The sequence below is a fragment of the Kocuria varians genome (assembly GCF_006539885.1).
In the GTDB taxonomy this organism is placed as follows: domain Bacteria; phylum Actinomycetota; class Actinomycetes; order Actinomycetales; family Micrococcaceae; genus Kocuria; species Kocuria varians.
In genome coordinates this window covers 18,091-38,911 of record NZ_BJNW01000016.1, presented here as the reverse complement: position 1 = coordinate 38,911, position 20,821 = coordinate 18,091, and the positions used below count along the sequence as shown (strand labels likewise).

The 20,821-nt window shown below is 71.7% G+C and carries 15 protein-coding genes and 1 riboswitch; of the genes, 7 read left to right on the top strand and 8 right to left on the bottom strand.

The genetic code is table 11. The features are described 5' to 3' along the window. Positions 1-2: 2 nt before the first annotated feature. Positions 3-1,481, bottom strand: a complete 1,479-nt coding sequence (locus KVA01_RS09290; RefSeq protein ID WP_141269921.1) for a bifunctional o-acetylhomoserine/o-acetylserine sulfhydrylase — start codon at positions 1,479-1,481, stop codon at positions 3-5. 75 nt (positions 1,482-1,556) lie between these two features. Beyond that, a riboswitch (SAM riboswitch) is annotated at positions 1,557-1,675 on the bottom strand. Positions 1,676-1,730: 55 nt separating this feature from the next. Beyond that, on the bottom strand, positions 1,731-2,495 hold the full coding sequence (locus tag KVA01_RS09285; RefSeq protein ID WP_068470670.1) for a CPBP family intramembrane glutamic endopeptidase: 765 nt from the start codon (positions 2,493-2,495) through the stop codon (positions 1,731-1,733). 67 nt (positions 2,496-2,562) lie between these two features. On the opposite strand from KVA01_RS09285, the gene KVA01_RS09280 reads away from it, so the two are divergent. From KVA01_RS09280 to KVA01_RS09260, 5 genes are all read left to right on the top strand, one after another. After that, entirely contained in the window at positions 2,563-3,948 is a 1,386-nt protein-coding gene (locus tag KVA01_RS09280; RefSeq protein ID WP_170221148.1) for a sensor histidine kinase, read from the top strand. Then, positions 3,945-4,724: a response regulator transcription factor gene (locus KVA01_RS09275; protein ID WP_068470666.1), complete on the top strand. Its 780-nt coding sequence runs from the start codon at positions 3,945-3,947 to the stop codon at positions 4,722-4,724. The genes KVA01_RS09280 and KVA01_RS09275 overlap by 4 nt, the downstream gene beginning before the upstream one ends. A 90-nt stretch (positions 4,725-4,814) precedes the next feature. Beyond that, complete coding sequence (locus KVA01_RS09270) at positions 4,815-5,699, top strand: ABC transporter ATP-binding protein (RefSeq protein ID WP_068470664.1); 885 nt, start codon at positions 4,815-4,817, stop codon at positions 5,697-5,699. Next, entirely contained in the window at positions 5,696-6,835 is a 1,140-nt protein-coding gene (locus KVA01_RS09265; RefSeq protein ID WP_141269917.1) for an ABC transporter permease, read from the top strand. The genes KVA01_RS09270 and KVA01_RS09265 overlap by 4 nt, the downstream gene beginning before the upstream one ends. 85 nt (positions 6,836-6,920) lie before the next feature. Continuing rightward, positions 6,921-9,242 carry a S9 family peptidase gene (locus KVA01_RS09260; protein WP_141269915.1) on the top strand — a complete coding sequence of 774 codons (2,322 nt, stop codon included), beginning with the start codon at positions 6,921-6,923 and terminating at the stop codon, positions 9,240-9,242. A gap of 179 nt (positions 9,243-9,421) precedes the next feature. Here the strand turns inward: KVA01_RS09260 and KVA01_RS13130 are convergent, their stop codons facing one another. The 6 genes from KVA01_RS13130 to KVA01_RS09230 all read right to left on the bottom strand — a co-directional run bounded on the left by KVA01_RS13130 (position 9,422) and on the right by KVA01_RS09230 (position 17,826). After that, positions 9,422-10,141, bottom strand: a complete 720-nt coding sequence (locus KVA01_RS13130; protein WP_141269913.1) for a LysM peptidoglycan-binding domain-containing protein — start codon at positions 10,139-10,141, stop codon at positions 9,422-9,424. Positions 10,142-10,570: 429 nt separating this feature from the next. Then, on the bottom strand, positions 10,571-11,428 hold the full coding sequence (locus KVA01_RS09250; protein ID WP_068470656.1) for an inositol monophosphatase family protein: 858 nt from the start codon (positions 11,426-11,428) through the stop codon (positions 10,571-10,573). Positions 11,429-11,435: 7 nt separating this feature from the next. Next, positions 11,436-13,733 (bottom strand): NAD-dependent DNA ligase LigA, encoded by a 2,298-nt coding sequence (ligA, locus tag KVA01_RS09245; RefSeq protein ID WP_068470877.1) that lies wholly within the window; start codon positions 13,731-13,733, stop codon positions 11,436-11,438. A 223-nt stretch (positions 13,734-13,956) separates the two neighbouring features. Beyond that, the gene (locus KVA01_RS09240) at positions 13,957-15,027 is read right to left on the bottom strand and encodes a MaoC family dehydratase (protein WP_141269911.1); all 1,071 of its coding nucleotides are present in this window, start codon (positions 15,025-15,027) and stop codon (positions 13,957-13,959) included. Positions 15,028-15,031: 4 nt separating this feature from the next. Then, on the bottom strand, positions 15,032-16,411 hold the full coding sequence (locus KVA01_RS09235) for a 3-oxoacyl-ACP reductase (RefSeq protein ID WP_141269909.1): 1,380 nt from the start codon (positions 16,409-16,411) through the stop codon (positions 15,032-15,034). 50 nt (positions 16,412-16,461) lie between these two features. After that, positions 16,462-17,826 carry an acetyl-CoA C-acetyltransferase gene (locus KVA01_RS09230; RefSeq protein WP_141269907.1) on the bottom strand — a complete coding sequence of 455 codons (1,365 nt, stop codon included), beginning with the start codon at positions 17,824-17,826 and terminating at the stop codon, positions 16,462-16,464. Positions 17,827-17,898: 72 nt separating this feature from the next. Here KVA01_RS09230 and KVA01_RS09225 point away from each other — a divergent pair, with 72 nt between their 5' ends. Further along, complete coding sequence (locus KVA01_RS09225) at positions 17,899-18,585, top strand: TetR/AcrR family transcriptional regulator (RefSeq protein ID WP_233438829.1); 687 nt, start codon at positions 17,899-17,901, stop codon at positions 18,583-18,585. A gap of 38 nt (positions 18,586-18,623) precedes the next feature. After that, complete coding sequence (locus tag KVA01_RS09220) at positions 18,624-20,738, top strand: acyl-CoA dehydrogenase family protein (RefSeq protein ID WP_141269905.1); 2,115 nt, start codon at positions 18,624-18,626, stop codon at positions 20,736-20,738. Positions 20,739-20,821: the final 83 nt, after the last annotated feature.

Sequence of the window (20,821 nt, the reverse complement as noted above, 5' to 3'; positions counted from 1 at the left end):
GCTCACTTCCCCGCGTCCTCCGCCGACGACGCCGCGCCACCGGTGCCGCTCGCGGGCCCGGCGGCCGCTCCAGGAGCCGACGCCGCGGCGTCGTCGTCGTCCGCTGCCCCGGAACCTGCCGCAGCAACGGCCGCGCCGTCCCCGAGTGCCGCCACGGCGGCGAAACCGCGGTCGAGGTCCGCGATGATGTCGTCGATGCCCTCCGTGCCCACGGACAGCCGCACGAACCCGGGCTCCACACCCGCCGCGAGCTGCTCACGCTCGGAGAGCTGGGCGTGCGTGGTCGAGGCGGGGTGGATCACGAGCGAGCGGACGTCGCCGATGTTGGCCACGTTGGAGTGCAGGGTGAGAGCGTCCACGAACGCGGTGCCGGCCGCCTTGCCGCCCTCCAGCACGAAGCCGAGCACCGAGCCCGCTCCCCCGGGCGCGTACTTGCGCGCGCGCTCGTGCCACGGGGAGGACTCGAGGCCCGCGTAGGAGACCGAGCGCACGTCGGGGCGGGACTCGAGCCAGCGCGCCACTTTCTCCGCGTTCGCCACGTGGCGCTCCACGCGCAGCGAGAGGGTCTCGATGCCCTGCTCGATGAGAAAAGCGTTGAACGGAGAGATGGACGCGCCCAGGTCCCGCAGCAGCTGCACGCGGGCCTTGAGCACGTAGGAGAGGTTCACCCCGAAGGCGCCGTCCGCGCCGAGGTCCCGCGCGTAGACCAGACCGTCGTACGTCTCGTCCGGCTCGTTGAAACCGGGGAAGCGCTGCGGGTCCCTGCCGTAGTCGAAGCGTCCGGCGTCCACGATGAAGCCGCCGATCGCCGTGCCGTGCCCGCCCAGGAACTTGGTCCCGGAGTGCACCACGATGTCCGCGCCCCACTCGATGGGCCGCACCAGGTAGGGCGTGGCGATGGTGTTGTCCACGATCAGCGGGACGCCCGCCTCGTGCGCGGCGGCGGCCACGGTCTCGACGTCCAGGACGTCGTTGCGAGGGTTCGGGATCATCTCGCCGAAGAACGCCACGGTGTTGGGGCGCACGGCGTCCCGCCACTGCTGAGGGTCGTCCGGGTCCGTCACGAACGTGGTCTCCACACCCAGGCGCGCGAGCGTGTGGCGCAGCAGGTTGTAGGTGCCGCCGTAGAGCGAGGGGCTCGCGACCACGTGGGTCCCGGCGCCGCCGAGGTTGAGGACCGCGAGCGTCGTCGCCGCCTGCCCCGAGGCGACCATCAGGGCGCCGACGCCGCCCTCCAGGGATGCCATCCGGTTCTCCACGACCTCGGTGGTCGGGTTGGTCAGCCGCGAGTAGATGGGGCCCAGGTCCTGCAGCGCGAACCGGGCGGCGGCGGTGTCCGCGTCCGGGAACACGAAGGACGCGGTCTGGTAGATCGGCAGCGCACGCGCCCCGGTCACGGGGTCCGCGCTCTGCCCGGCGTGGATCTGACGGGTCTCGAAGGACCAGTCCTGGGGGTTCTCGGGCGTGGGGGTGGTGGTCATGGCCGCACTCCTTCTCCAAGGATCAGGGGTCCGGCCGTGGCGCGCACGGTGCCCGTGACGCGACCGGGCAGCCATGACCCGCGCTTGCCGGGGTGGTCGGTCGACCATCCGGCCAGGTCCTCACCCAGGGCACCCCACCGCGGTAGGAGGGTTGCCGGTCAGCAAGCTGGGGCTTGTCGCTGACTCTCGTGACCTATGTCTTCATTCTCTGAAGCGGACGCCCCGCGCGTCAAGCCGCATGACGCACGCTCATCCGGCGAGCAGCTGCGGGGCCAGGAAACCCACCGTGTCCAGCAGCGCGTGCGCGATCAGCAGCGGAAGCAGGCGGCCGCGGCGCCGGTAGAGCCACACGAAGACGAGCCCCATGACCAGGTTGCCCAGGGCCGGGCCGATCCCCTGGTACAGGTGGTAGCTCGCGCGCACCAGGGCGGAGGCCAGCGCCACGACCCACCAGCTCCACCCGAGGCGGCGCAGCCGGTCCCACAGGAACGCCACCACGACCACCTCCTCCACCAGGGCGTGGCGCACGGCGGAGAGCACGAGCAGCGGCACCGTCCACCAGGTCAGGTCCACGGTCGAGGTGGTGATCTGCGCCGTCACCCCGAGTGCCCGGCCCGCCTGGTAGAGCCCGAGCGTGCCACCGCCCATGACCAGGAACAGGGCGACGCCCCACGCTGTGTCCCGCAGCGGCCGCCGCCCGTCCACCCCGATCCGGTGCAGCAGTGCGGGGATCGCCTGGGCACCCCCGGCCAGCAGGTACAGCGCCAGCAGCACGGGCACGAGCGCGAACCCGATCCCGGTCAGCTGCCGCAGCGCGTCGGTCACGGGAACGTCGCTCAGCGAGCGGTTCAGCGTGGTGGAGCTCTCGGCGATCGAGGAGCGCAGCAGCATCTCGGCGAGGTCCAGCACCGCGTACACCGCGGACGCACCGAGGGAGACCCCGAGGACGATGACGATCTGCAACCAGAGGTCTGCGCGCCGGAGGGGTTGCGAGGGCACGGGGGAAGTCGTCACGCCACCATTGTGCGTGCCGGGCCGCCGTGCCCGCCGCAGCCGTGACCTCTCGCATAGGGTGACGACCATGCGCCCGAGCCCCGCCACCCAGGAGAGCCCGCAGCGGCGTCGCGCCCTGCCCACCGGGTGGCGGCGCCGGGACTGCCTGGAGGCCGTGGTGCTCGCGCTCGCCGGCATCGAGCTGGTCTACCTCTCGGACTTCGTCCAGAAGGTCCCGCGGACGCTGGACGTGGGATGGGTGGCCGTGGGCGCCGCGGTGCTCGCCGCCCCGCTGGCGTGGCGGCACCGCTTCCCCGTGGCCGTGATGGTCGCCGTCTCATTCCTCTACTTCGCGCTCGTCTCGTGGGTGGGGGCCGAGATGTACGCCTCCCAGGTGGTGCTATTCCTGGGCTTCTACACCGTGGGCGCGTGGTGCCCGGACCGGCGCCGCGCCACGTGGGCGCGCGTGGCCGTGGCCGCGGGCATGGCGGTGTGGCTGGTCTGGGCCACCGTGGCCCGGTTCACGGACGGGGCCGACGGCGAGCGGGGCGTCAACGGCTACATGGCGTTCGCCCTGATCCAGTTCCTCATCAACATCGCCTACTTCAGCGGCGCATGGGTCTTCGGGAACCGGTCCTGGGACGCGGCCATGGAGCGGCAGGACCTGCGGGCTGCCCACGAGGAGATTCGGGAGCAGCAGGATCGGTTGGCCGAGCAGGCCGTCAGCCTCGAACGCGTCAGGATCGCCCGGGAGCTGCACGACGTGGTGGCCCACCACGTCACGGCCATGGGCGTGCAGGCCGGCGCCGCGCGGGTGAGCATGCCCCGCAACCCGGATGCTGCGGCCATGCACCTGCGCGGGGTCGAGTCCTCGGCCCGCAACGCCGTGGCCGAGCTCAAGACCATGGTCCACACGCTGCGCGACGGCGAGGGAGTGCCCGACTCGGTGCCCCGTCTGCGCGACCTCGAGGACCTCGTCGCGCAGGCCCGGGGCATCGGCCAGGACGTGGTCCTCGAGCGGATCGGTCCGGAGCCGGAGCTTCCTCCCACGGCGCAGCTCGCCCTCTACCGCACGGCGCAGGAGGGGATCACGAACGCTCGCAAGCACGCCGGGCCCCGCGCCACCGTCACCGTACGGCTGCGCACGGGCACGGAGCAGGTCGAGCTGGACGTCAGCGACGACGGCCGGGGCGCCCGGCTCGGTGACGCCCCCGCTGCGGGCACGGGAACGGGCCTGGTGGGCATGGCGGAGCGCATGGCCTCCCTGGGCGGCACGCTGGAGGCGGGGCCGAAGGCCGAGGGCGGCTGGCTCGTGCGTGCCACCGTGCCGGTCCATGCCACTGCACTCGACTCTGCGCTCGGCCACGCCTCCGTGCCGGTCCAGGCCTCCGCGCCGGCCCGCGCGACCGTGCCCGGCCAGGCGTCTGCGCCCGGCCATGCCGGGACGATCGCAGGGACGGAGGAGCAGCCATGAGCCTGCGGGTCCTGCTCGTGGACGATCAGCCCCTGATCCGGCTCGGGTTCTCCGCGATCCTCAGCTCGGAAGACGACATCGAGGTCGTGGGTGAGGCGCGCGACGGCGTCGAGGCACTCGAACTCGCTGCCTCCCTCGACCCGGACGTGGTGTGCATGGACGTGCAGATGCCGCGGCTGGACGGCATCACCGCCACCCGACAGTTGTTGGCTTCCGGGTCCCGGGCCGCGGTGCTCGTCCTCACCACTTTCGACACGGACGAGGCCCTGTTCACCGCGCTCACGGCCGGTGCCTCAGGATTCCTGCTGAAGTCCGCGGGGCCGGAGGAGCTGATCCACGCCGTCCGGGTGCTCGGACGCGGTGACGCGCTGCTGGACCCCATGGTCACGCGCCGGGTCCTGGGGCGCATGGCTGCGGCGCCGGCGGAGGCCTCGGAGGGAGGTTCGGCGGGCGCCTCGGCAGGAATCTCGACGGGGGACGACGACGGCGCCGCGGCGGCGTCGTCCTCCGCGTTGCCGACCACGGGACCCGGGGATCCCGCCCCGGGAGGTGCCGCGGCGGAAACCGAACTCGCCCGTGCGGGTCTCACCGCGCGCGAGGCCGAGGTGCTGCGCGCGATGGCACGGGGACTGTCGAACGACGAGATCGCCCAGGAGCTGTTCGTGGGCAGGGCCACGGTAAAGACCCACGTCTCGAACGTCCTGTTGAAGACGGGCGCGCGGGACCGGGTCCACGCGATCATCTGGGCGTTCGAGCACGGGGTGACCGGCCGCTGACGGGTGACTCCGTCCGGCGGAGGAGACCGGCCCCGGAGAATCCCCCTCCGGGCGGAGGTGCCGACCGCCGGGGATCCCTAGGCTCGAGCCATGATCACAGTGAACGGGGTGAACAAGTCCTTCGGCGCGGCCCACGTGCTCCAGGACGTGACCTTCAGCATCCAACCCGGCCTCATGACGGGCTTCGTGGGCGGCAACGGCGCGGGCAAGACCACGACGATGCGCATACTCCTGGGGGTGCTGACGCCGGACTCGGGCAGCATCGAGGTGGATGGCGCTCCCATCACGCCCGACTACCGCGCCGGGATCGGGTACATGCCCGAGGAGCGCGGCCTCTACCCGAAGATGACGGTCCTGGACCAGCTGGTCTACCTGGGCCGGCTGCACGACATGTCCGGGCGGGCCGCGAAGACCCGAGCGCTGGCCCTGCTCGAACGCCTCGGGCTCGGTGAGCGCGCGGGAAGCCGGCTCGAGGAGCTGTCCCTTGGCAACCAGCAGCGGGCCCAGATCGCCGCGGCGCTGGTGCACGATCCCGTGGCCCTCGTGCTCGACGAGCCCTTCTCCGGCCTCGACCCGAACGCCGTGGACACCACCGTCCAGGTGCTGCGGGAGACGGCGGACACCGGGATCCCGGTGCTGTTCTCCTCCCACCAGCTCGACGTCGTGGAGCGGCTGTGCGACGAGCTCGTGATCCTCGCGGACGGTCGCGTGCGTGCCGCCGGCTCACGCGACGAGCTCCTGGCGGCCCACGCCGTGCCCGAGTGGGAACTCGTGACCGCCTCCGACACCGGCTGGGTGCGCAGTGCCCCCGGGGTCGAGGTCCTCTCCTTCGACGGCGGCCGTGTCCGCTTCCGGGCGTCCTCGGAGGCCGCGGCCCAGGCCGTGCTGACCGACGCCGTGGGCCGGGGCACCGTCCACCGCTTCGGACCCGTCACCCGCACCCTGCACGAAATCTTCACGGAGGTCACCCGATGAGCACCGTCACGAGCCCCGCCTCGACCACCGCCCCCGGGCGCTCCTCCCGCCGGACCCCGTTCTGGTCCGCGGTGGGCACCGTGGCCGCGCGCGAGATGAAGGTGAAGGCCGCGTCCCGCCCGTTCATCATCACGACCCTGATCCTGATCGCGGCCGCGCTGGCCGCCACGCTGCTCGCGCCCCGCCTGGGCGACCTCTTCGCGGGGGACGCCATGCACGTGGCCGTGGTGGACCAGACGGCTCCCGCGGTCCAGAGCCTCGGCGACGACTACGCGCCCCAGACCTTCGCCTCCGCGGACGCCGCCCGCGACGCGGTGCGCAGCGGGGACGCCGACGCCGCCGTCGTCCCGGACCCGGCCAGCCCCTCCGGCACGAGCGTCCTGGCCATGACGGACGCCCCCACCGATCTCGTGCAGGCGCTGTCCACGAGCCCGAACGTCCAGCTGCTCGACCCCTCCGCACCGAATCCCGGGCTGCGCTACCTGATCGCCTTCGGCTTCGGCATCGCCTTCTTCCTGGCCGCCATCACGTTCGGCCAGCAGATCGCCGTGTCGGTGATCGAGGAGAAGCAGTCGCGGATCGTGGAAATCCTGCTCGCCGCGGTGCCCGCCCGGGCCATGATGGCGGGCAAGGTGCTGGGCAATGCCGCCATGGCGATCCTGCAGGTGGGGCTTGTGGCCGCGGCCCTGCTGCTCGGGCTGCAGATCAACGGGGACGTGCTGCCCCTGGACGGGGTGGGAGTGCCGATCCTGTGGTTCGTGGTGCTGTTCTCCATCGGGTTCGTGATGTTCGCGGCGCTCTACGCGGCGGCGGCATCCATGGTCTCCCGGCAGGAGGACATCGGCTCCACGTCCATGCCCGTGATGCTGCTGATCATGCTCCCCTACTTCGGTGTCATCTTCTTCAACGACAACCCGGACGCGCTGCGGGTGATGAGCTGGATTCCCTTCTCCGCCCCGGTGGCGGTGCCGTTGCGCATCTTCCTGCAGCAGGGGGCGTGGTGGGAGCACGTGGGCTCGCTGCTGGTGCTGCTGGTCTCGACCGCGCTGGCCATCTGGCTGGCCTCCGCGATCTACGAACGCTCCATCCTGCGGATGGGCAAGGCGCTCACGTGGCGCACGGCCTTGCGGGGCTGAGGCACCGGTTCGAGCTGTGGGCGGGGCACGCGAGGAGCAGAACGCTCGTCGGGTGCCCCTCCCCTTGCGTCCCTAGACTGGCTCCATGACTTCCGAGCAGCCCACCCAGCCCGCGAACCCCCGCTCCGAGGACACCGTCGCCCACTTTCCCGTGGCTCCCCGCCGGCCGGTGGAGCGCACCTTCCACGGCCACACGTTCACCGACCCGTACGAGTGGCTGCGGGAGAAGGACTCCCCCGAGGTCCGCGCGCACCTGGACGCGGAGAACGCGTACTCGGAGTCCGTCACCGCGGACCTCGCCCCGCTGCGCGAGCGCATCTACGGGGAGATCAAGGACCGCACGCGCGAGACGGACCTCTCCGTGCCGGACCGCCGCGGGGACTGGTGGTACTTCGCGCGCACGGTGGAGGGTGGCGCGCACCAGGTGTTCTGCCGCGTTCCCGTGGCAGACCCTGCCTCCTGGACCCCGCCCACGGTGGAGCCCGGCGTGGCGCTGGACGGCGAGGAGGTCCTCCTGGACGCCAACGCCGCCGCCCAGGAGCACGAGTTCTACGCCCTCGGCGCGTTCAGCATCTCCGAGGACGGCACCCGGCTGGCGTGGTCCGAGGACGTCGCCGGGGACGAGCGCTACACGGTGCACGTCAAGGACCTGACCACGGGCCGCGTGCTCGACGACGCCGTGGCGGGCACCTCCGCGGGCGCCTTCCTCACCCCGGACGGGCGCCAGCTCGTGTACTCCGTGGTGGACGAGTCCTGGCGGCCGTGGCAGGTGCACCGGCACGTGATCGGCCGCACCGACCGCCCCGACGACCTGCTGTTCCAGGAGGACGACCCCGGGCTGTGGCTCGGCGCGGAGCTGTCCGCGGACAAGCAGTGGCTGATGCTCTCCTCCTCGTGCTCCGAGTACAGCGAGTACCGGATCCTCCCGCTGGACGCCCTGCCCGAGGACTCGTCGGCTGAGGCAGTGCCCGCAGGGAACCACCTCAACCTCCCCTGGCGCACCGTCGTCTCCCGTGAGGACCGGGTGCTCTACGAGGTGGAGCCACTCACCGTCGCCGGAGGCCAGTACCTGCTGCTCTCCCACGACGCCGAGGCCCCCAACGGCCGCGTGAGCCTCGTGCCGCTGGAGCAGGCCGGGCGGCCGCTCGTGGAGATCGAGCTCACGGACGTGCTGCCCGCCTCGGACGCGACCCGCGTGGACCTCTGCTTCCCCACCGCGACCCACCTGGTGCTGTCGCTGCGCGAGGAGACGACGCCGCGCGTGAGGCTCGTGCCGCGCGCGGCCCTCGACGTGCTGGTGGCGACGCCGAACGGAACCACCGCGCACGGTGAGGCCGGAACCGCGCCGGGCGCCGCGGCGTCGTCGTTGCTCACCGGGACCGAGGCCGCGTTCGACGAGGAGCTGTACAGCGCGGGCGTGCTGTCCGCGGAGTACGAGAACCCGGTGGTGCGCGTGTCCTACACGTCCTTCGTGACGCCGCCGCGCGTCTACGACATCCCCACCGGCCGGCCCGGCGCCTCCGGGCTCGACGAGTTCGGCGTGGGCGAGCCCGTCCTGCGGCGCGAGGCCACGGTGCTGGGCGGGTACCGCAGCGAGGACTACGTCGTGGAGCGGGACTGGGCGGAGGCCGAGGACGGCACGCGCATTCCCGTGAGCCTGGTGCGCCGCGCGGACCTGGACCCCTCCGTGCCCGCGCCGGTGCTGCAGTACGCGTACGGCTCCTACGAGATCAGCACCGACCCCGCCTTCTCGATCTCCCGTCTGTCCCTGCTGGACCGCGGCGTGATCTGGGCCGTGGCGCACGTGCGCGGCGGCGGGGAGCTCGGGCGCGCGTGGTACGAGAACGGCAAGAAGGCGACGAAGAAGAACACGTTCACGGACTTCGTGGCGGTGACCCGTCACCTGGCCGCGCGTGCGGACGTCGCCGAGGACCGGATCGCGCTCATGGGCGGCTCCGCGGGCGGTCTGCTCGCGGGGGCCGTGCTGAATCTCGCACCGGAGCTGTACTGCGGGGCGCTCGCGGCCGTGCCGTTCGTGGACGCCCTCACCTCCATGCTCATGCCGGAGCTCCCGCTCACCGCGCTGGAGTGGGAGGAGTGGGGCAACCCCGTGGAGTCCGCGGAGGTCTACGAGTACATGCGCTCCTACTCCCCCTACGAGAACGTGCGGGATGCCGATTACCCCCCGATCCTCGCGGTCACGAGCCTCAACGACACGCGCGTGCTCTACGTGGAGCCCGCCAAGTGGGTGGCCGAGCTGCGCACGAGGGTGGCGCACCCGGAGACCGTGCTGCTGCGCTGCGAGATGGCCGGCGGGCACGGGGGCGCCTCTGGCCGCTACGCGCAGTGGAAGGACACGGCCTGGGAGTACGCGTGGCTCGCCCGGTGCCTGGGAGTGGCCGGCTGAGTCCCAGCGCCGACGCCGCGGGGCGCCTCGTCACGTCGAGGGCACGGCGGAGGAGCCGAGGCCCGCGGATGCGAAGAACCCCACCCCCGCCGGACGGCGAGGATGGGGTTCTTCTCAGGATGCGGCACCGATCAGATCGGCGTCACGCCCGGTTCGTCCGTGCGGACGAGTGCCTGGAATCAGGCGGGGATGTTCAGCACCTGACCCGTGAAGATCAGGTTGGCGTCGGCCACGGAGCCGGAGTTGGCCGCGTACAGGGCCTCCCAGCCGCCGTTGACGCCCAGCTTGTTGGCGATCGTGCCCAGCGTGTCGCCGGCCTGCACGGTGTAGGTGCCGGCGGCCGGAGCAGCCTGCTGCACCGGGGCGGCGGGAGCGGAGTACTCCACGGCCGGAGCCTGGGCCACGGGAGCGGCCTGCTCCACCGGAGCGGCCTGCTGCACGGGGGCAGCCTGCTGAACCGGAGCGGCCTGCTGCACGGGGGCAGCCTGCTGAACCGGAGCGGCTTCCTGCACGGAGGAGGACTGCGTGGACACCGACGCGGCGGCGGCCGGGGCGGAGTACGAGCCCGAGGAGATCATCGAGGAGCACTCCCACTGGCTGGCGCCGGAGCGGGCCATGAGCTCAGCCGCAGCAGCATCCTGAACGGCAGCGGGCGCATCCGCCGCGTGGGCGTAGTTAGCGGCCTGGGACATGCTCCGCCAGGTGCTGTCGAGGAACTGGTAGGCACCGGAAGCGCCCGAGGACGCGTTGAGCGCCTGGTAGTTTCCGCCGGACTCGCACTGCTTGATCGCGTCGAGGCTCGGAGCGGCGTTGGCGGGAACGGCGAAGGCACCGACGGCCACGCCACCCATCACGACAGCAGCGGCACCACGGCGAATAGCGGTTGAAGTCTTCATCATGCTCCGTAAGGCCACCTACGCTCGCTCCCGTCCCCGGGGGTCTTCGCGCCGTCGTCTACCCTTGACTGTTCGGTTTAGGGGTAGAAACTACGGAATGCTGCCATCTAGACGACGTACGGTGTTGCAGCAGCATCCAGCACAGTCCAGCACCACGGATCAGTGGCACCGGTAGCGAACTTCCGTTCACGAAAGTCCGCTGAGGAAGTTGTTGATAACGATAGCGTAACATTCCACGCTTCGACAAGCCCGGTGTTACACGTTCGTTATGCCACTTCTGGGGACAACCCCAGTCTGTGGCGGGTTTCAGGGCCTCAGGCCCCTCAACTCGTGACACGCTAGGGCACCCGTTGCGAACGGGTCAACCTCACGGAGCGGTCACGCCTGTGTAACAGGGTGATAGCCGATGCATAACGGTGTGATATACACCGCTCAGTGCGCCGCCCAGGCCGCGATCACACTGGCCACGCGGGCCTTCTCGTAGGCGTTCACCATCGCACTGGCCTCCCCGTGCGGTTCCTCACACAGTGCCGGCGGAGGCGGCAGATCGGGGCGCTCCACCCGCGCCCCGGCCTCGTGGGCGATCAGGGCGCCGGCTGCCCAGTCGTGCTCGTGCAGCCCTCGTTCCGAGTACCCGTCCAGGGTTCCGTCAGCCACCATGCACAGATCCAGTGAGGCCGCTCCCAGCCGGCGCATGTCCGAGAAGTGCTCCATGGTGTCCAGGAAGGCGCCGAACTGCTCGCGGCGCGTGGCGGCGTCGTACGAGAAACCGGTGCCGTAGAGCGCGCCGCCGCGCCCGGGCACCGGACCACCCAGCCTCGTGTCCCGGCCGTCACGGCGCACCCACGCGCCGAGCCCGGCCACCGCGTAGTAGATCCGGCCCAGCGCGGGCGCGTCCACCACGCCCACGAGCCAGTTGCCGTGCTCGTCGCACGCGGCCACAGAGGTCGCGTAGTAGACGATGTCCCGGATGAAGTTGGTGGTCCCGTCCAGGGGGTCCACCGACCACCGCACCCCGGAGCGGTGTGCCGGGACGTGGGTTCCGGACTCCTCCCCCGTGACGGCGTCGTACGGGCGGCGTCTGCGCAGCACCGCGCTCACGGCGTCCTCCGCGGCGACGTCGAAGGCCGTGACCCAGTCCCCCTCCGAGCTCTTGTTCACCGCGTTCAGGGCATCCGCGTCCCGGCCGCGCAGCACCTGCGCACCCGCCGCCGCGGCCTCGAGGGCCACCCGCAGCAGCTCCTCGAGCTCGTCCGATCCGGGGCCGAGCCCCTCCAGTGCCTGCGACACGCCGCGCCTACTCTCCCTCGTTCTCGTCCGCGCCCGCGGTGACGTCGCCAAACGCCCCGGGGCCCTGCTCCAGCAGCTGCACGAAACCGGACTCGTCCAGCACGGGCACGCCCAGGGACTCCGCTTTGTCCAGCTTGGAGCCGGCGTTCTCACCCGCGACCACGAAGTCCGTCTTCTTGGACACCGAGCCCGAGGCCTTGCCCCCGCGGCTCAGGATGGCCTCCTTCGCGGAGTCGCGGCTGTAGCCCTCTAGGGAGCCGGTGACCACCACGGTGACCCCTTCCAGGGTGCGCGGTGTGGACTCGTCCAGCTCCTCCTCCATGCGGACGCCGGCCCGGGTCCACTGCTCCACCACGTTGCGGCGCCAGGGCTCCTCGAAGAACTCTCGCACCGCCTGCGCGATGACGGGCCCCACACCGTCCGTCCCGGCGAGCGTCTCCTGGTCCGCCGCGCGGATGGCGTCCATGCTGCGGAACGCCACGGCCAGCGAGCGGGCGGCAGTGGGTCCCACGTGACGGATGGACAGCGCCACCAGGACGCGCCACAGGTCCGTGTTCCGGGCCTCGTGCAGCTGGGCGAACATCATCTCGGTGGTCTTGGACGGCACACTCGGCTTGGCCTTGGTGGGCTTGGTCCAGAAGTAGGGCACGAGCTGCTGCGTGACCCGCTGGACCTTCTCGCCCGTGTCCGGGTCCGTGACGGTGCGCCGCGTGTCGCGCCAGACCTGGACGTTCCGCAGGTCCTCCGGGGTGAGGTCGAACAGCCCCGCTTCATTGCGCAGGGGCGGCACCGAGAGGTCGGTGCCGTCCGGGGCGTCCAGCGGCACGGGCTGGGTCAGGGCCTTGGCGGCCTCCTCCCCCAGTGCCTCGATGTCGAACGCACCGCGCCCCGCGGCGTGGTTCACGCGCTCCTTGAGCTGGGACGGGCAGGTCTCCGCGTTGGGGCAGCGGATGTCCACGTCCCCCTCCTTGGCCGGGCGCAGGGGCGTGCCGCAGGAGGGGCACTCGGTGGGCATCACGAACTCGCGCTCCGAGCCGTCCCGCAGCGCGACCACGGGCCCCACGATCTCCGGGATCACGTCCCCGGCCTTGCGCAGCACCACGGTGTCACCGATCAGCACGCCCTTGGCCTTCACCACGTCCTGGTTGTGCAGCGTGGCCATCTCCACGGTGGAACCGGCCACCCGCACGGGCTCCATCAGCCCGAACGGCGTGACCCGCCCGGTGCGCCCCACGTTCACGAGGATGTCCAGCAGCGTGGTGTTGACCTCCTCCGGCGGGTACTTGTACGCGACCGCCCAGCGCGGCACGCGGGAGGTGTAGCCGAGCCGGAACTGGGTGCGGCGGTCGTCCACCTTGACCACGATGCCGTCGATCTCGTGCAGCAGGCTGTGCCGCTTGTCCCCGAACTCCGCGATGAACTCGAGCACCTCGGGCACCGAGCGGAGCACCCGCGAGTACGGGCTGACGGGCAGGCCCCAGTCCTTGAGGACGTCGTACGCCGCGGACTGCGTGGTGAGCTCGAAGCCGCGCGCGTAGCCGATGCCGTGCACGAACATGGACAGCGGCCGCCGGGCGGTGACCTCCGGGTCCTTCTGCCGCAGCGATCCGGCGGCGGCGTTGCGGGGGTTGGCGAACGGTGCGCGCCCCTCCTCCACCATGGCCTCGTTGAGCGCGCGGAAGTCCTGGGAGGAGATGAACACCTCGCCGCGGATCTCGACCTCCTCAGGGAACCCCTCCCCGCGGAGCCGCTGCGGAATCGTCTTGATGGTGGCCACGTTGTGGGTGATGTCCTCGCCCGTGGTGCCGTCACCGCGCGTGGCGGCCCGCACGAGCACGCCGTCCCGGTAGAGCAGGTTCACGGCCAGGCCGTCGATCTTGACCTCGCTGAGCCACGCGACCTCCGGCGCACCGGGCAGCTGCTCGACCTGCTGCTGCGCGCGTTCGAGCCACGCCACGAGCTCGTCCGTGGAGAATACGTCCTCCAGCGAGTACATCTTCTCCAGGTGGGTCACCGGGCTGAATGCCGCGCCGACCTCGCCACCGACCTCCTGCGTGGGCGAGTCGTTGGTCTTCAGCTCCGGGTGCAGCGCCTCGAACTCCTCGAGCTCGCGGTACAGGGCGTCGTACTCCGCGTCCGAGATGGTCGGCTGGTCGTGCACGTAGTAGGCGGCCCGGGCCTCCCGGACGCGGTCCGAGAGCTGCGCGTACCGCTCCCGCAGCGCCTCGCTGGGCTCCTCCGGGTTGAGGCTCTGACCGTTGGCGTCCGTGGCCTGCTGCGCGTTCTTGGCGTTGACTGTGCTCACCGCACCATTGTGACCCAGCACTCCGACACCGTGGGACGGCACCCCTCCCCTGGCCGGCAGCACAACGCCCAGTGCCGACGACGCCGTCCGCCCCGGTGGCGGCGTCGGCCTCCTGCTCCGCGCCCCGCCCCCGCGGCCACCGAGCGCGCAACCAGGGAAACGGCGCAGCGCCCCGGACCGCGTGGTCCGGGGCGCTGCGAAAGGTCCTGGGGATCCGACGGCGCTACAGCGCCGACACCCTCAGGTCCGCGTGCGGACGCCCGCGCTTCGGGTCCCACACCTGGACGCGGGACGCGCTCCAGTGGTCCCCGCGGCCGTCGTCGTCGACCGCCACGGCCACCGTGGCCGGCAGCCGCACGGGTGTAGCGAAGTCCACGGACCACACGAACGGCACCTCGGCGGGCACGCCCGTCATGGCGAGCGCGCGCGACGCCGTGTACATGCCGTGCGCGATCGCGGACTTCATGCCCAGGGCCTTCGCGGACGGGTCCGAGAGGTGGATCGGGTTGTAGTCGCCGCTGACCGCCGCGTACTCCCGCCCGGTCCCGGCACCCAGGCGCCACTCGCCGGTGGGCAGCGGCGCCGTGAACTCGTGGCGCTCCGGAGTCTCCTCCGAGGCGGTCCCGGCGGGCTCCTGCCCCGCGATCGCGGCGTGCACGCCCTTGGCGAGGTACGTGGAGCGCCCGGCCCACGCGACGTCGCCGTCCTCGCGGGTCAGGGTCACGACGGCGTCCACCATGGTCCCCGAACGGTGCGCGCGCAGGTTCTCGACCCACGCGGTGGCCGTCACGGGCTCGCCCACGGCCACGTCCGTGACGTGGTGCACCGTGTTGCTCAGGTGCACCATGCCGAGCACCGGCAACGGGAAGTCCGGGCGCGTGAGCAGGGACATGGCCACCGGGAACGCGAGCGCGTGCAGGGCGCCCGAGAACACGGCGCTGCGGTCCGAGCCCGGCGTCACGGGGTGGGTGCTCGCGCGCACCACGCGGCAGAACTTCTCGTGCCACTCGGGATCCGCACTGAGCCCGCGCACCTCGTGCGCCACACGCGGCAGCTCCAGGGAAGCGGCCACGCGGCCGGGCTTCTCCTCGCGCCACGAGGCGGGCAGCACGCGCCCCACCGGCGAGTTCCGCAGGCCGGGCATCACCTTCCGGGCCGCCGACGACGCCGCGTCCGTCACGGCGGACGCCGCCGCGCTCGCACCCGCCGTGGCGTACAGGGCGGGCAGCCGCACGGGGCCGTGCAGCGCCTCGGTCGCGTAGCCCTCGGGCAGGGTCGGGAGGTTCTCGCTCATGCGATCACGCCCCCACCAGGCTCTGGCCGCACACGCGCAGCGTCTGGCCGTTGATGCCGCCGGCGGCGTCCGAGAGCAGGAACGTGATGGCCTGGGCCACGTCCACCGGGAGCCCGCCCTGCTGCAGCGAGTTCAGGCGCCGTGAGATCTGGCGGCGCGCGGCCGGGATCTTGGCGGTCATGTCCGACTCGATGAAGCCCGGTGCCACGGCGTTGATGGTTCCACCCTTGGCGGCGATCAGCGGCGCGGTGGCCGCCACCAGACCGATTACGCCCGCCTTAGAGGCCGCGTAGTTGGTCTGGCCCCGGTTGCCCGCCACGCCGCTCGTGGAGGCCAGGCACACGATGCGCGGAGCGGCACCGAGGTCCTCGGAGGCCAGCAGCGTCTCGTTGATGCGCAGCTGCGACTCGATGTTCACCGCGATGACCGAGTCCCACTTGGCCTGGTCCATGTTGGCGAGCATCTTGTCCCGGGTGATGCCGGCGTTGTGCACCACCAGGTCCAGGCGGCCGTAGCGCGCCGTCACCAGGTCCAGGATCTTCTGCCCGGCCTGCGGGTCGGTCACGTCCAGCTGCAGGGCGGGCACGCGCAGCTCGTTGGCGAGCTTCGTGAGCGCGTCACCGGCCATGGGCACGTCCACGGGGATCACGGTGGCGCCGGAGGCGGCCAGCGTGCGGGTGACCTGCTCGCCGATGCCTCGCGCGGCACCGGTGACCACGGCCACCTTGCCCGCGACCGGGTGGTCCCAGTCCAGACCGGCGTCGCCGCGGTCGTCACCCACGGTCAGGAACTGCCCGTCCACGTACGCGCTGCGCCCGGAGAGGAAGAAGCGGATGGCACCGGTGACGCTCGGGGCGTCCACGGCCACGCCGTCCGCGATCAGCACGCCGTTGGCGGTCACGCCGCCGCGCATCTCCTGCGCCACGGAGCGCAGGATGCCCACGGCACCCTGGCGCGCCGCGGAGACCGCGGGGCTCAGTGCCTCGGAGCCCGCCGCGCCCGACGCCGCCCCGGTACCGATCCCGAGCGCCGGCCGGGACAGCGTGATCACGCGTCCGCCGGGGCGCAGCTTGCGCAGCGCCGAGGCGAGCTCCAGGGCGGGGCCGCCGAGCTGCGCGGGGCTCTCGGCCTCCGTGTAGTCGATGACCACCGCGCCCACGCGGTCCACGTCCTGCGCCGTGCGGCGCACGTCGAGGTTCCACGCGAGCAGGTCCTTCGCGGCGGCGTCGCCGGCCCGGCCCTTGCCGAGCACCAGCACGGAGCCGTCCGGGAAGTCCGCCCCGGCCTTGAAGCGCCGCAGGGTGACCGGGCGGGGCAGGCCGAGCTTGCTCGCCAGCTGCTTGCCCAGCCCCGAGTTCACCATGTCGAGGTATGTGTCCGTCACTGTTCTTCTCTCCCAGATCTCTCGTCGTCTCGCGGTTGCCGTGCGGGTGCTCAGGCCGAGCGCAGCAGCATGGCCACGCCCTGACCGCCCGCGGCGCACACCGAGATGAGCGCGGTCTGCGGCTTGCCCTCCGCCTTGGCGCGCGCGGCGAGCTCCTTGGCCGTGGAGGCCACGATGCGCCCGCCGGTCGCGGCGAACGGGTGCCCGGTGGCCAGCGAGGAACCGTTGACGTTGAGCTTGCTGCGGTCGATCGAGCCCAGGGGCTTGTCCAGGCCCAGACGCTCCTTGCAGAACTCCGGGGACTCCCAGGCCTTCATGATCGAGAGCACGGTGGAGGCGAACGCCTCGTGGATCTCCACGAGGTCCAGGTCCTCCAGCGTGAGGCCCTGGCGCGCCAGCAGGCGGGGCACGGCGTAGGCCGGGGCCATCAGCAGGCCCTCGTTGCCGGTCACGAAGTCCACCGCGGCGGCCTCGCTGTCCACGACCTCGGCGAGCGGGGTCAGCCCGTTCTCGGAGGCCCACTCGTCCGTGGTGATCAGCACGGCGGAGGCACCGTCCGTGAGCGGCGTGGAGTTGCCCGCCGTCATGGTGGCCTCGCCCTCGAGCTTCGTGCCGAACACGGGGTTCAGCGTGCCCAGCTTCTCCACGGTGGAGCCCGGACGCATGTTGTTGTCCTTCGACAGGCCCTTGAACGGGGTGATGAGGTCGTCGAAGAAGCCGCGGTCGTAGGCGGCGGCGAGGTTGTTGTGCGACGCCGCGGCCAGCTCGTCCTGCGCGAGGCGGGTGATCTCCCACTTCAGGGTGGTGATCGCCTGGTGCTCACCCATGCTCAGACCCGTGCGGGGCTCGCCGGAGGTGGGCACGGACGGCGCCAGGTCACCGGGGCGCAGACCCTTGAAGGCCTTGATCTTCTCCGCGGTGGTCTTGGCGCGCTGCAGGCGCAGCAGGGCGTGGCGCAGCCGCTCGCTCACGGCGATGGGGGCGTCCGAGGACGAGTCCACACCACCGGCGATGCCGGCCTCGATCTGGCCCAGGCGGATCTTGTTGGAGATCGAGCTGACGGTCTCCATGCCGGTGGCGCACGCCATCTGGACGTCGTACGCCGGGGTGGCGGGGTCCAGCGCGGAGCCCAGCACGGACTCGCGGGTCAGGTTGAAGTCGCGGGAGTGCTTGATGACGGCACCGGCGGCCACCGCGCCGAGGCGCTCGCCCGCGATGCCGGTGCGGGCCACGAGGCCGTCGAGTGCTGCGGTGAGCATGTCCTGGTTGGACGCGTTCGCGTAGGCACCGCCCGCGCGGGAGAACGGGATGCGGTTGCCCGCGACCACCACGGGACGGGGTCGCACGGAGTTCGAGGCGTGCTTTCCGGACGAGGCGGTGGTCTGGGGCTTCGTGTTCTGGGCGTTCTCGGACATAGGGGGTTCCTCCTGAGGGGTGTGTGCGACGTGGATCACTTAAAACCCAGAGTAGCTGATACTCTCGGTATCGTGAAACAGGTCACGACCCCCGTGGACGGCAGGAACAGCCGCTGGCAGCGCCACCGCGCCAGGCGGCGCACCGAGCTGATCACGGCCGCGCGCGATGCCGTGGCCGCGCACGGCGCCGCCATCTCCATGGAGGAGATCGCCACGGCGTGCGGCACGTCCAAGTCCGTGTTCTACCGCTACTTCAAGGACAAGGCGGGCGTGCAGGCCGCCGTGGGCGAGTACTTCGTGACCCGCATGCGACGCCGCATGGTCGCCGCCGCGAGCGAGGCGGACACGTTCGCCGCCATGATCCACGCCCTGGTCTCCGAGTACCTGCGCTCCGTGGCCGGCTCCGCGGAGGTCTACCGCTTCGTGGTCACGGCCCCGGACGAGCAAGACTCCACGATCGAGCGCTTCGTGGACTCCGTCCGCGACCTGCTCATGGAGCAGCATGTGCGCCTGCACGGCCACCGCTCCATGCCGGACGCCGTCCTGCAGTGCTGGGCGTCCTCCACCGTGGGCATGGTCCGCGGCGCCGGGGAGGCCTGGCTCGCGCAGGGCGACGCCCCCGGCCTGCCGGACCGGCACGGGATGAGCAGCCTCATCACGGCGTGGGCCGTGCAGGGGCTGCGTCCCGTGGCACCCGCCGGCGCCCCCGGCTCCTCCCACGGGGAGCCCACCGACACACCTGCCCCAGATCTCACCTAGGACGGCCCGTCCGTCCGCGACACCCCTCAGGAGTCACCATGTCCACCACTTCGGTCAGCGGAACCATTCCGAACACCGACCGCATCGAGGACCTCCCGGAGGAGGGCGCCACCGCCCCCTCCGGCATCGACACCGCCGAGCTGGGCCGGATCCTGCTGGGCCGCTGGCCCGAGGCCCGTCTCGAGGCCCGCAAGCGCGCCGAGGACCCCCGGTTCCACTCCCAGTACGACATGTCCTTCGACGAGCAGCGCAAGGTCACCTTCGAGCAGCTCAAGCTGCTCACGGAGGCCGGGCCCCAGTACCTGGGGATGCCCGAGAGCGTGGGCGGTGCCATGAGCCCCGGCGCCAACCTCTCCGCGTTCGAGGAGCTCGTGCTCGCGGACCCCTCCCTGCAGATCAAGTCCGGCGTGCAGTGGGGCCTGTTCGGCTCGGCCGTCCTGAACCTGGGCACGGAGGAGCACCACCAGAAGTGGCTGCCCTCGATCCTGGACCTGAGCATGCCCGGTGCCTTCGCCATGACGGAGATCGGCCACGGCTCGGACGTCGCCTCGATCGGCACGACCGCCACGTACGTCCCGGAGACGGACGAGTTCGAGATCCACACCCCGTTCAAGGCGGCGTGGAAGGACTACCTGGGCAACGCCGCGGTGCACGGCCGCGCGGCCACGGTGTTCGCGCAGCTGATCGTCAACGGCACCAACCACGGCGTGCACTGCCTCTACGTGCCGCTGCGGGACGAGAACGGCAAGTTCCTGCCCGGTGTGGGCGGCGAGGACGACGGCCGCAAGGGTGGCCTCAACGGCATCGACAACGGCCGGCTGCACTTCGACCACGTGCGCGTGCCCCGCACCAACCTGCTCAACAGGTACGGAGACGTGGACGAGAACGGCGTCTACTCCTCCCCCATCCCCTCCCCGGGCCGCCGCTTCTTCACGATGATCGGCACCCTGGTGCAGGGCCGCGTGTCCCTGGACGGTGCCGCGACCATCGCCAACCAGGCCGCCCTGAGCATCGCCGTGCGCTACGCGGAGCAGCGCCGCCAGTTCACCACCGACTCGGACATCCGCGAGCAGACGCTGCTGGACTACCAGCGCCACCAGCGCCGCCTGATCCCGCGCATCGCGGAGACGTACGCGATGACGTTCGCGCACCAGCAGCTGCTGGACAAGTTCCACGAGGTCTTCTCCGGCGAGGACGACTCGGACGGCAACCGCCAGGAGCTCGAGACCCTGGCCGCGGCGTTCAAGCCCATGTCCACGTGGAGCGCCCTGGACACGCTGCAGGAGTGCCGCGAGGCGTGCGGCGGCGCAGGGTTCATGGCCAAGAACCGCTTCGTGCAGCTGCGCGCGGACCTGGACGTGTACGTGACCTTCGAGGGCGACAACACGATCCTGCTGCAGCTCGTGGCCAAGCGCCTGCTCAACGACTACTCCGCCGAGTTCAAGAACGCGGACGTGGGGGTCATGGCCCGCTACGTCGCGGACCGCGCCACGGAGGCCGGTTTCAACCGCTCCGGGTTGCGCAAGCTGACCCAGGCGTTCCAGGACACCGGCGACTCCCGCAAGTCCGTCAACGCCCTGCGCGACCCGGCGGCCCAGCGTGCGCTGCTCACCGACCGAGTGCAGACCATGGTCGGCGACATCGCGGACGAGCTGCGCGCCGTGGCCCGCAAGTCCCGCACCGAGCAGGCCGACGCGTTCAACACCAGCCAGAACCGACTGCTCGAGGCCGCCCGCTCGCACGCACAGCTGCTGCAGTGGGAGGCGTTCACCGCCGGTCTGGAGAAGATCGAGGACCCGGGCACCAAGCGCGTGCTCACGTGGCTGCGCGACCTCTTCGGGCTGCACCTGATCGAGCAGGACCTCGCGTGGTACCTCTCCCACGGCCGTCTCTCGATGCGTCGCGGGCGCGCCCTGGAGTCCTACGTGAACCGGCTGATCGCCCGGCTGCGCCCGTACTCCCTGGAGCTCGTGGACGCCTTCGGGCTCTCCCCCGAGCTGCTGCGCGCGGAGATCGGGGGCACGGTGGAGGCTGAGCGCCAGGCGGAGGCGGAGGACTACTACCGCCGCCTGCGCGCGAGCGGCGACGCCCCCGTCAAGGAGCCCAAGCCCGCGAAGGACCCGGGCGCCCAGACGCGCGGCCACCACGCCTGACCCGAGGGTCCGCGCCCGCCCCCGGTGAGCGCGGACACCCGGCACGGAGGAGAAGAGGGACCCCACGGGGTCGTCGGAGGACG

What these genes read in the sequence shown, in the direction of transcription:
- KVA01_RS09290 (WP_141269921.1), bottom strand. Translation starts at nt 1,481, where the DNA reads ATGACCACCACCCCCACGCCCGAGAACCCCCAGGACTGGTCCTTCGAG.
- KVA01_RS09280 (WP_170221148.1), top strand. Translation starts at nt 2,563, where the DNA reads ATGCGCCCGAGCCCCGCCACCCAGGAGAGCCCGCAGCGGCGTCGCGCC.
- KVA01_RS09275 (WP_068470666.1), top strand. Translation starts at nt 3,945, where the DNA reads ATGAGCCTGCGGGTCCTGCTCGTGGACGATCAGCCCCTGATCCGGCTC.
- KVA01_RS09270 (WP_068470664.1), top strand. Translation starts at nt 4,815, where the DNA reads ATGATCACAGTGAACGGGGTGAACAAGTCCTTCGGCGCGGCCCACGTG.
- KVA01_RS09265 (WP_141269917.1), top strand. Translation starts at nt 5,696, where the DNA reads ATGAGCACCGTCACGAGCCCCGCCTCGACCACCGCCCCCGGGCGCTCC.
- KVA01_RS09260 (WP_141269915.1), top strand. Translation starts at nt 6,921, where the DNA reads ATGACTTCCGAGCAGCCCACCCAGCCCGCGAACCCCCGCTCCGAGGAC.
- KVA01_RS13130 (WP_141269913.1), bottom strand. Translation starts at nt 10,141, where the DNA reads ATGATGAAGACTTCAACCGCTATTCGCCGTGGTGCCGCTGCTGTCGTG.
- KVA01_RS09240 (WP_141269911.1), bottom strand. Translation starts at nt 15,027, where the DNA reads ATGAGCGAGAACCTCCCGACCCTGCCCGAGGGCTACGCGACCGAGGCG.
- KVA01_RS09230 (WP_141269907.1), bottom strand. Translation starts at nt 17,826, where the DNA reads ATGTCCGAGAACGCCCAGAACACGAAGCCCCAGACCACCGCCTCGTCC.
- KVA01_RS09220 (WP_141269905.1), top strand. Translation starts at nt 18,624, where the DNA reads ATGTCCACCACTTCGGTCAGCGGAACCATTCCGAACACCGACCGCATC.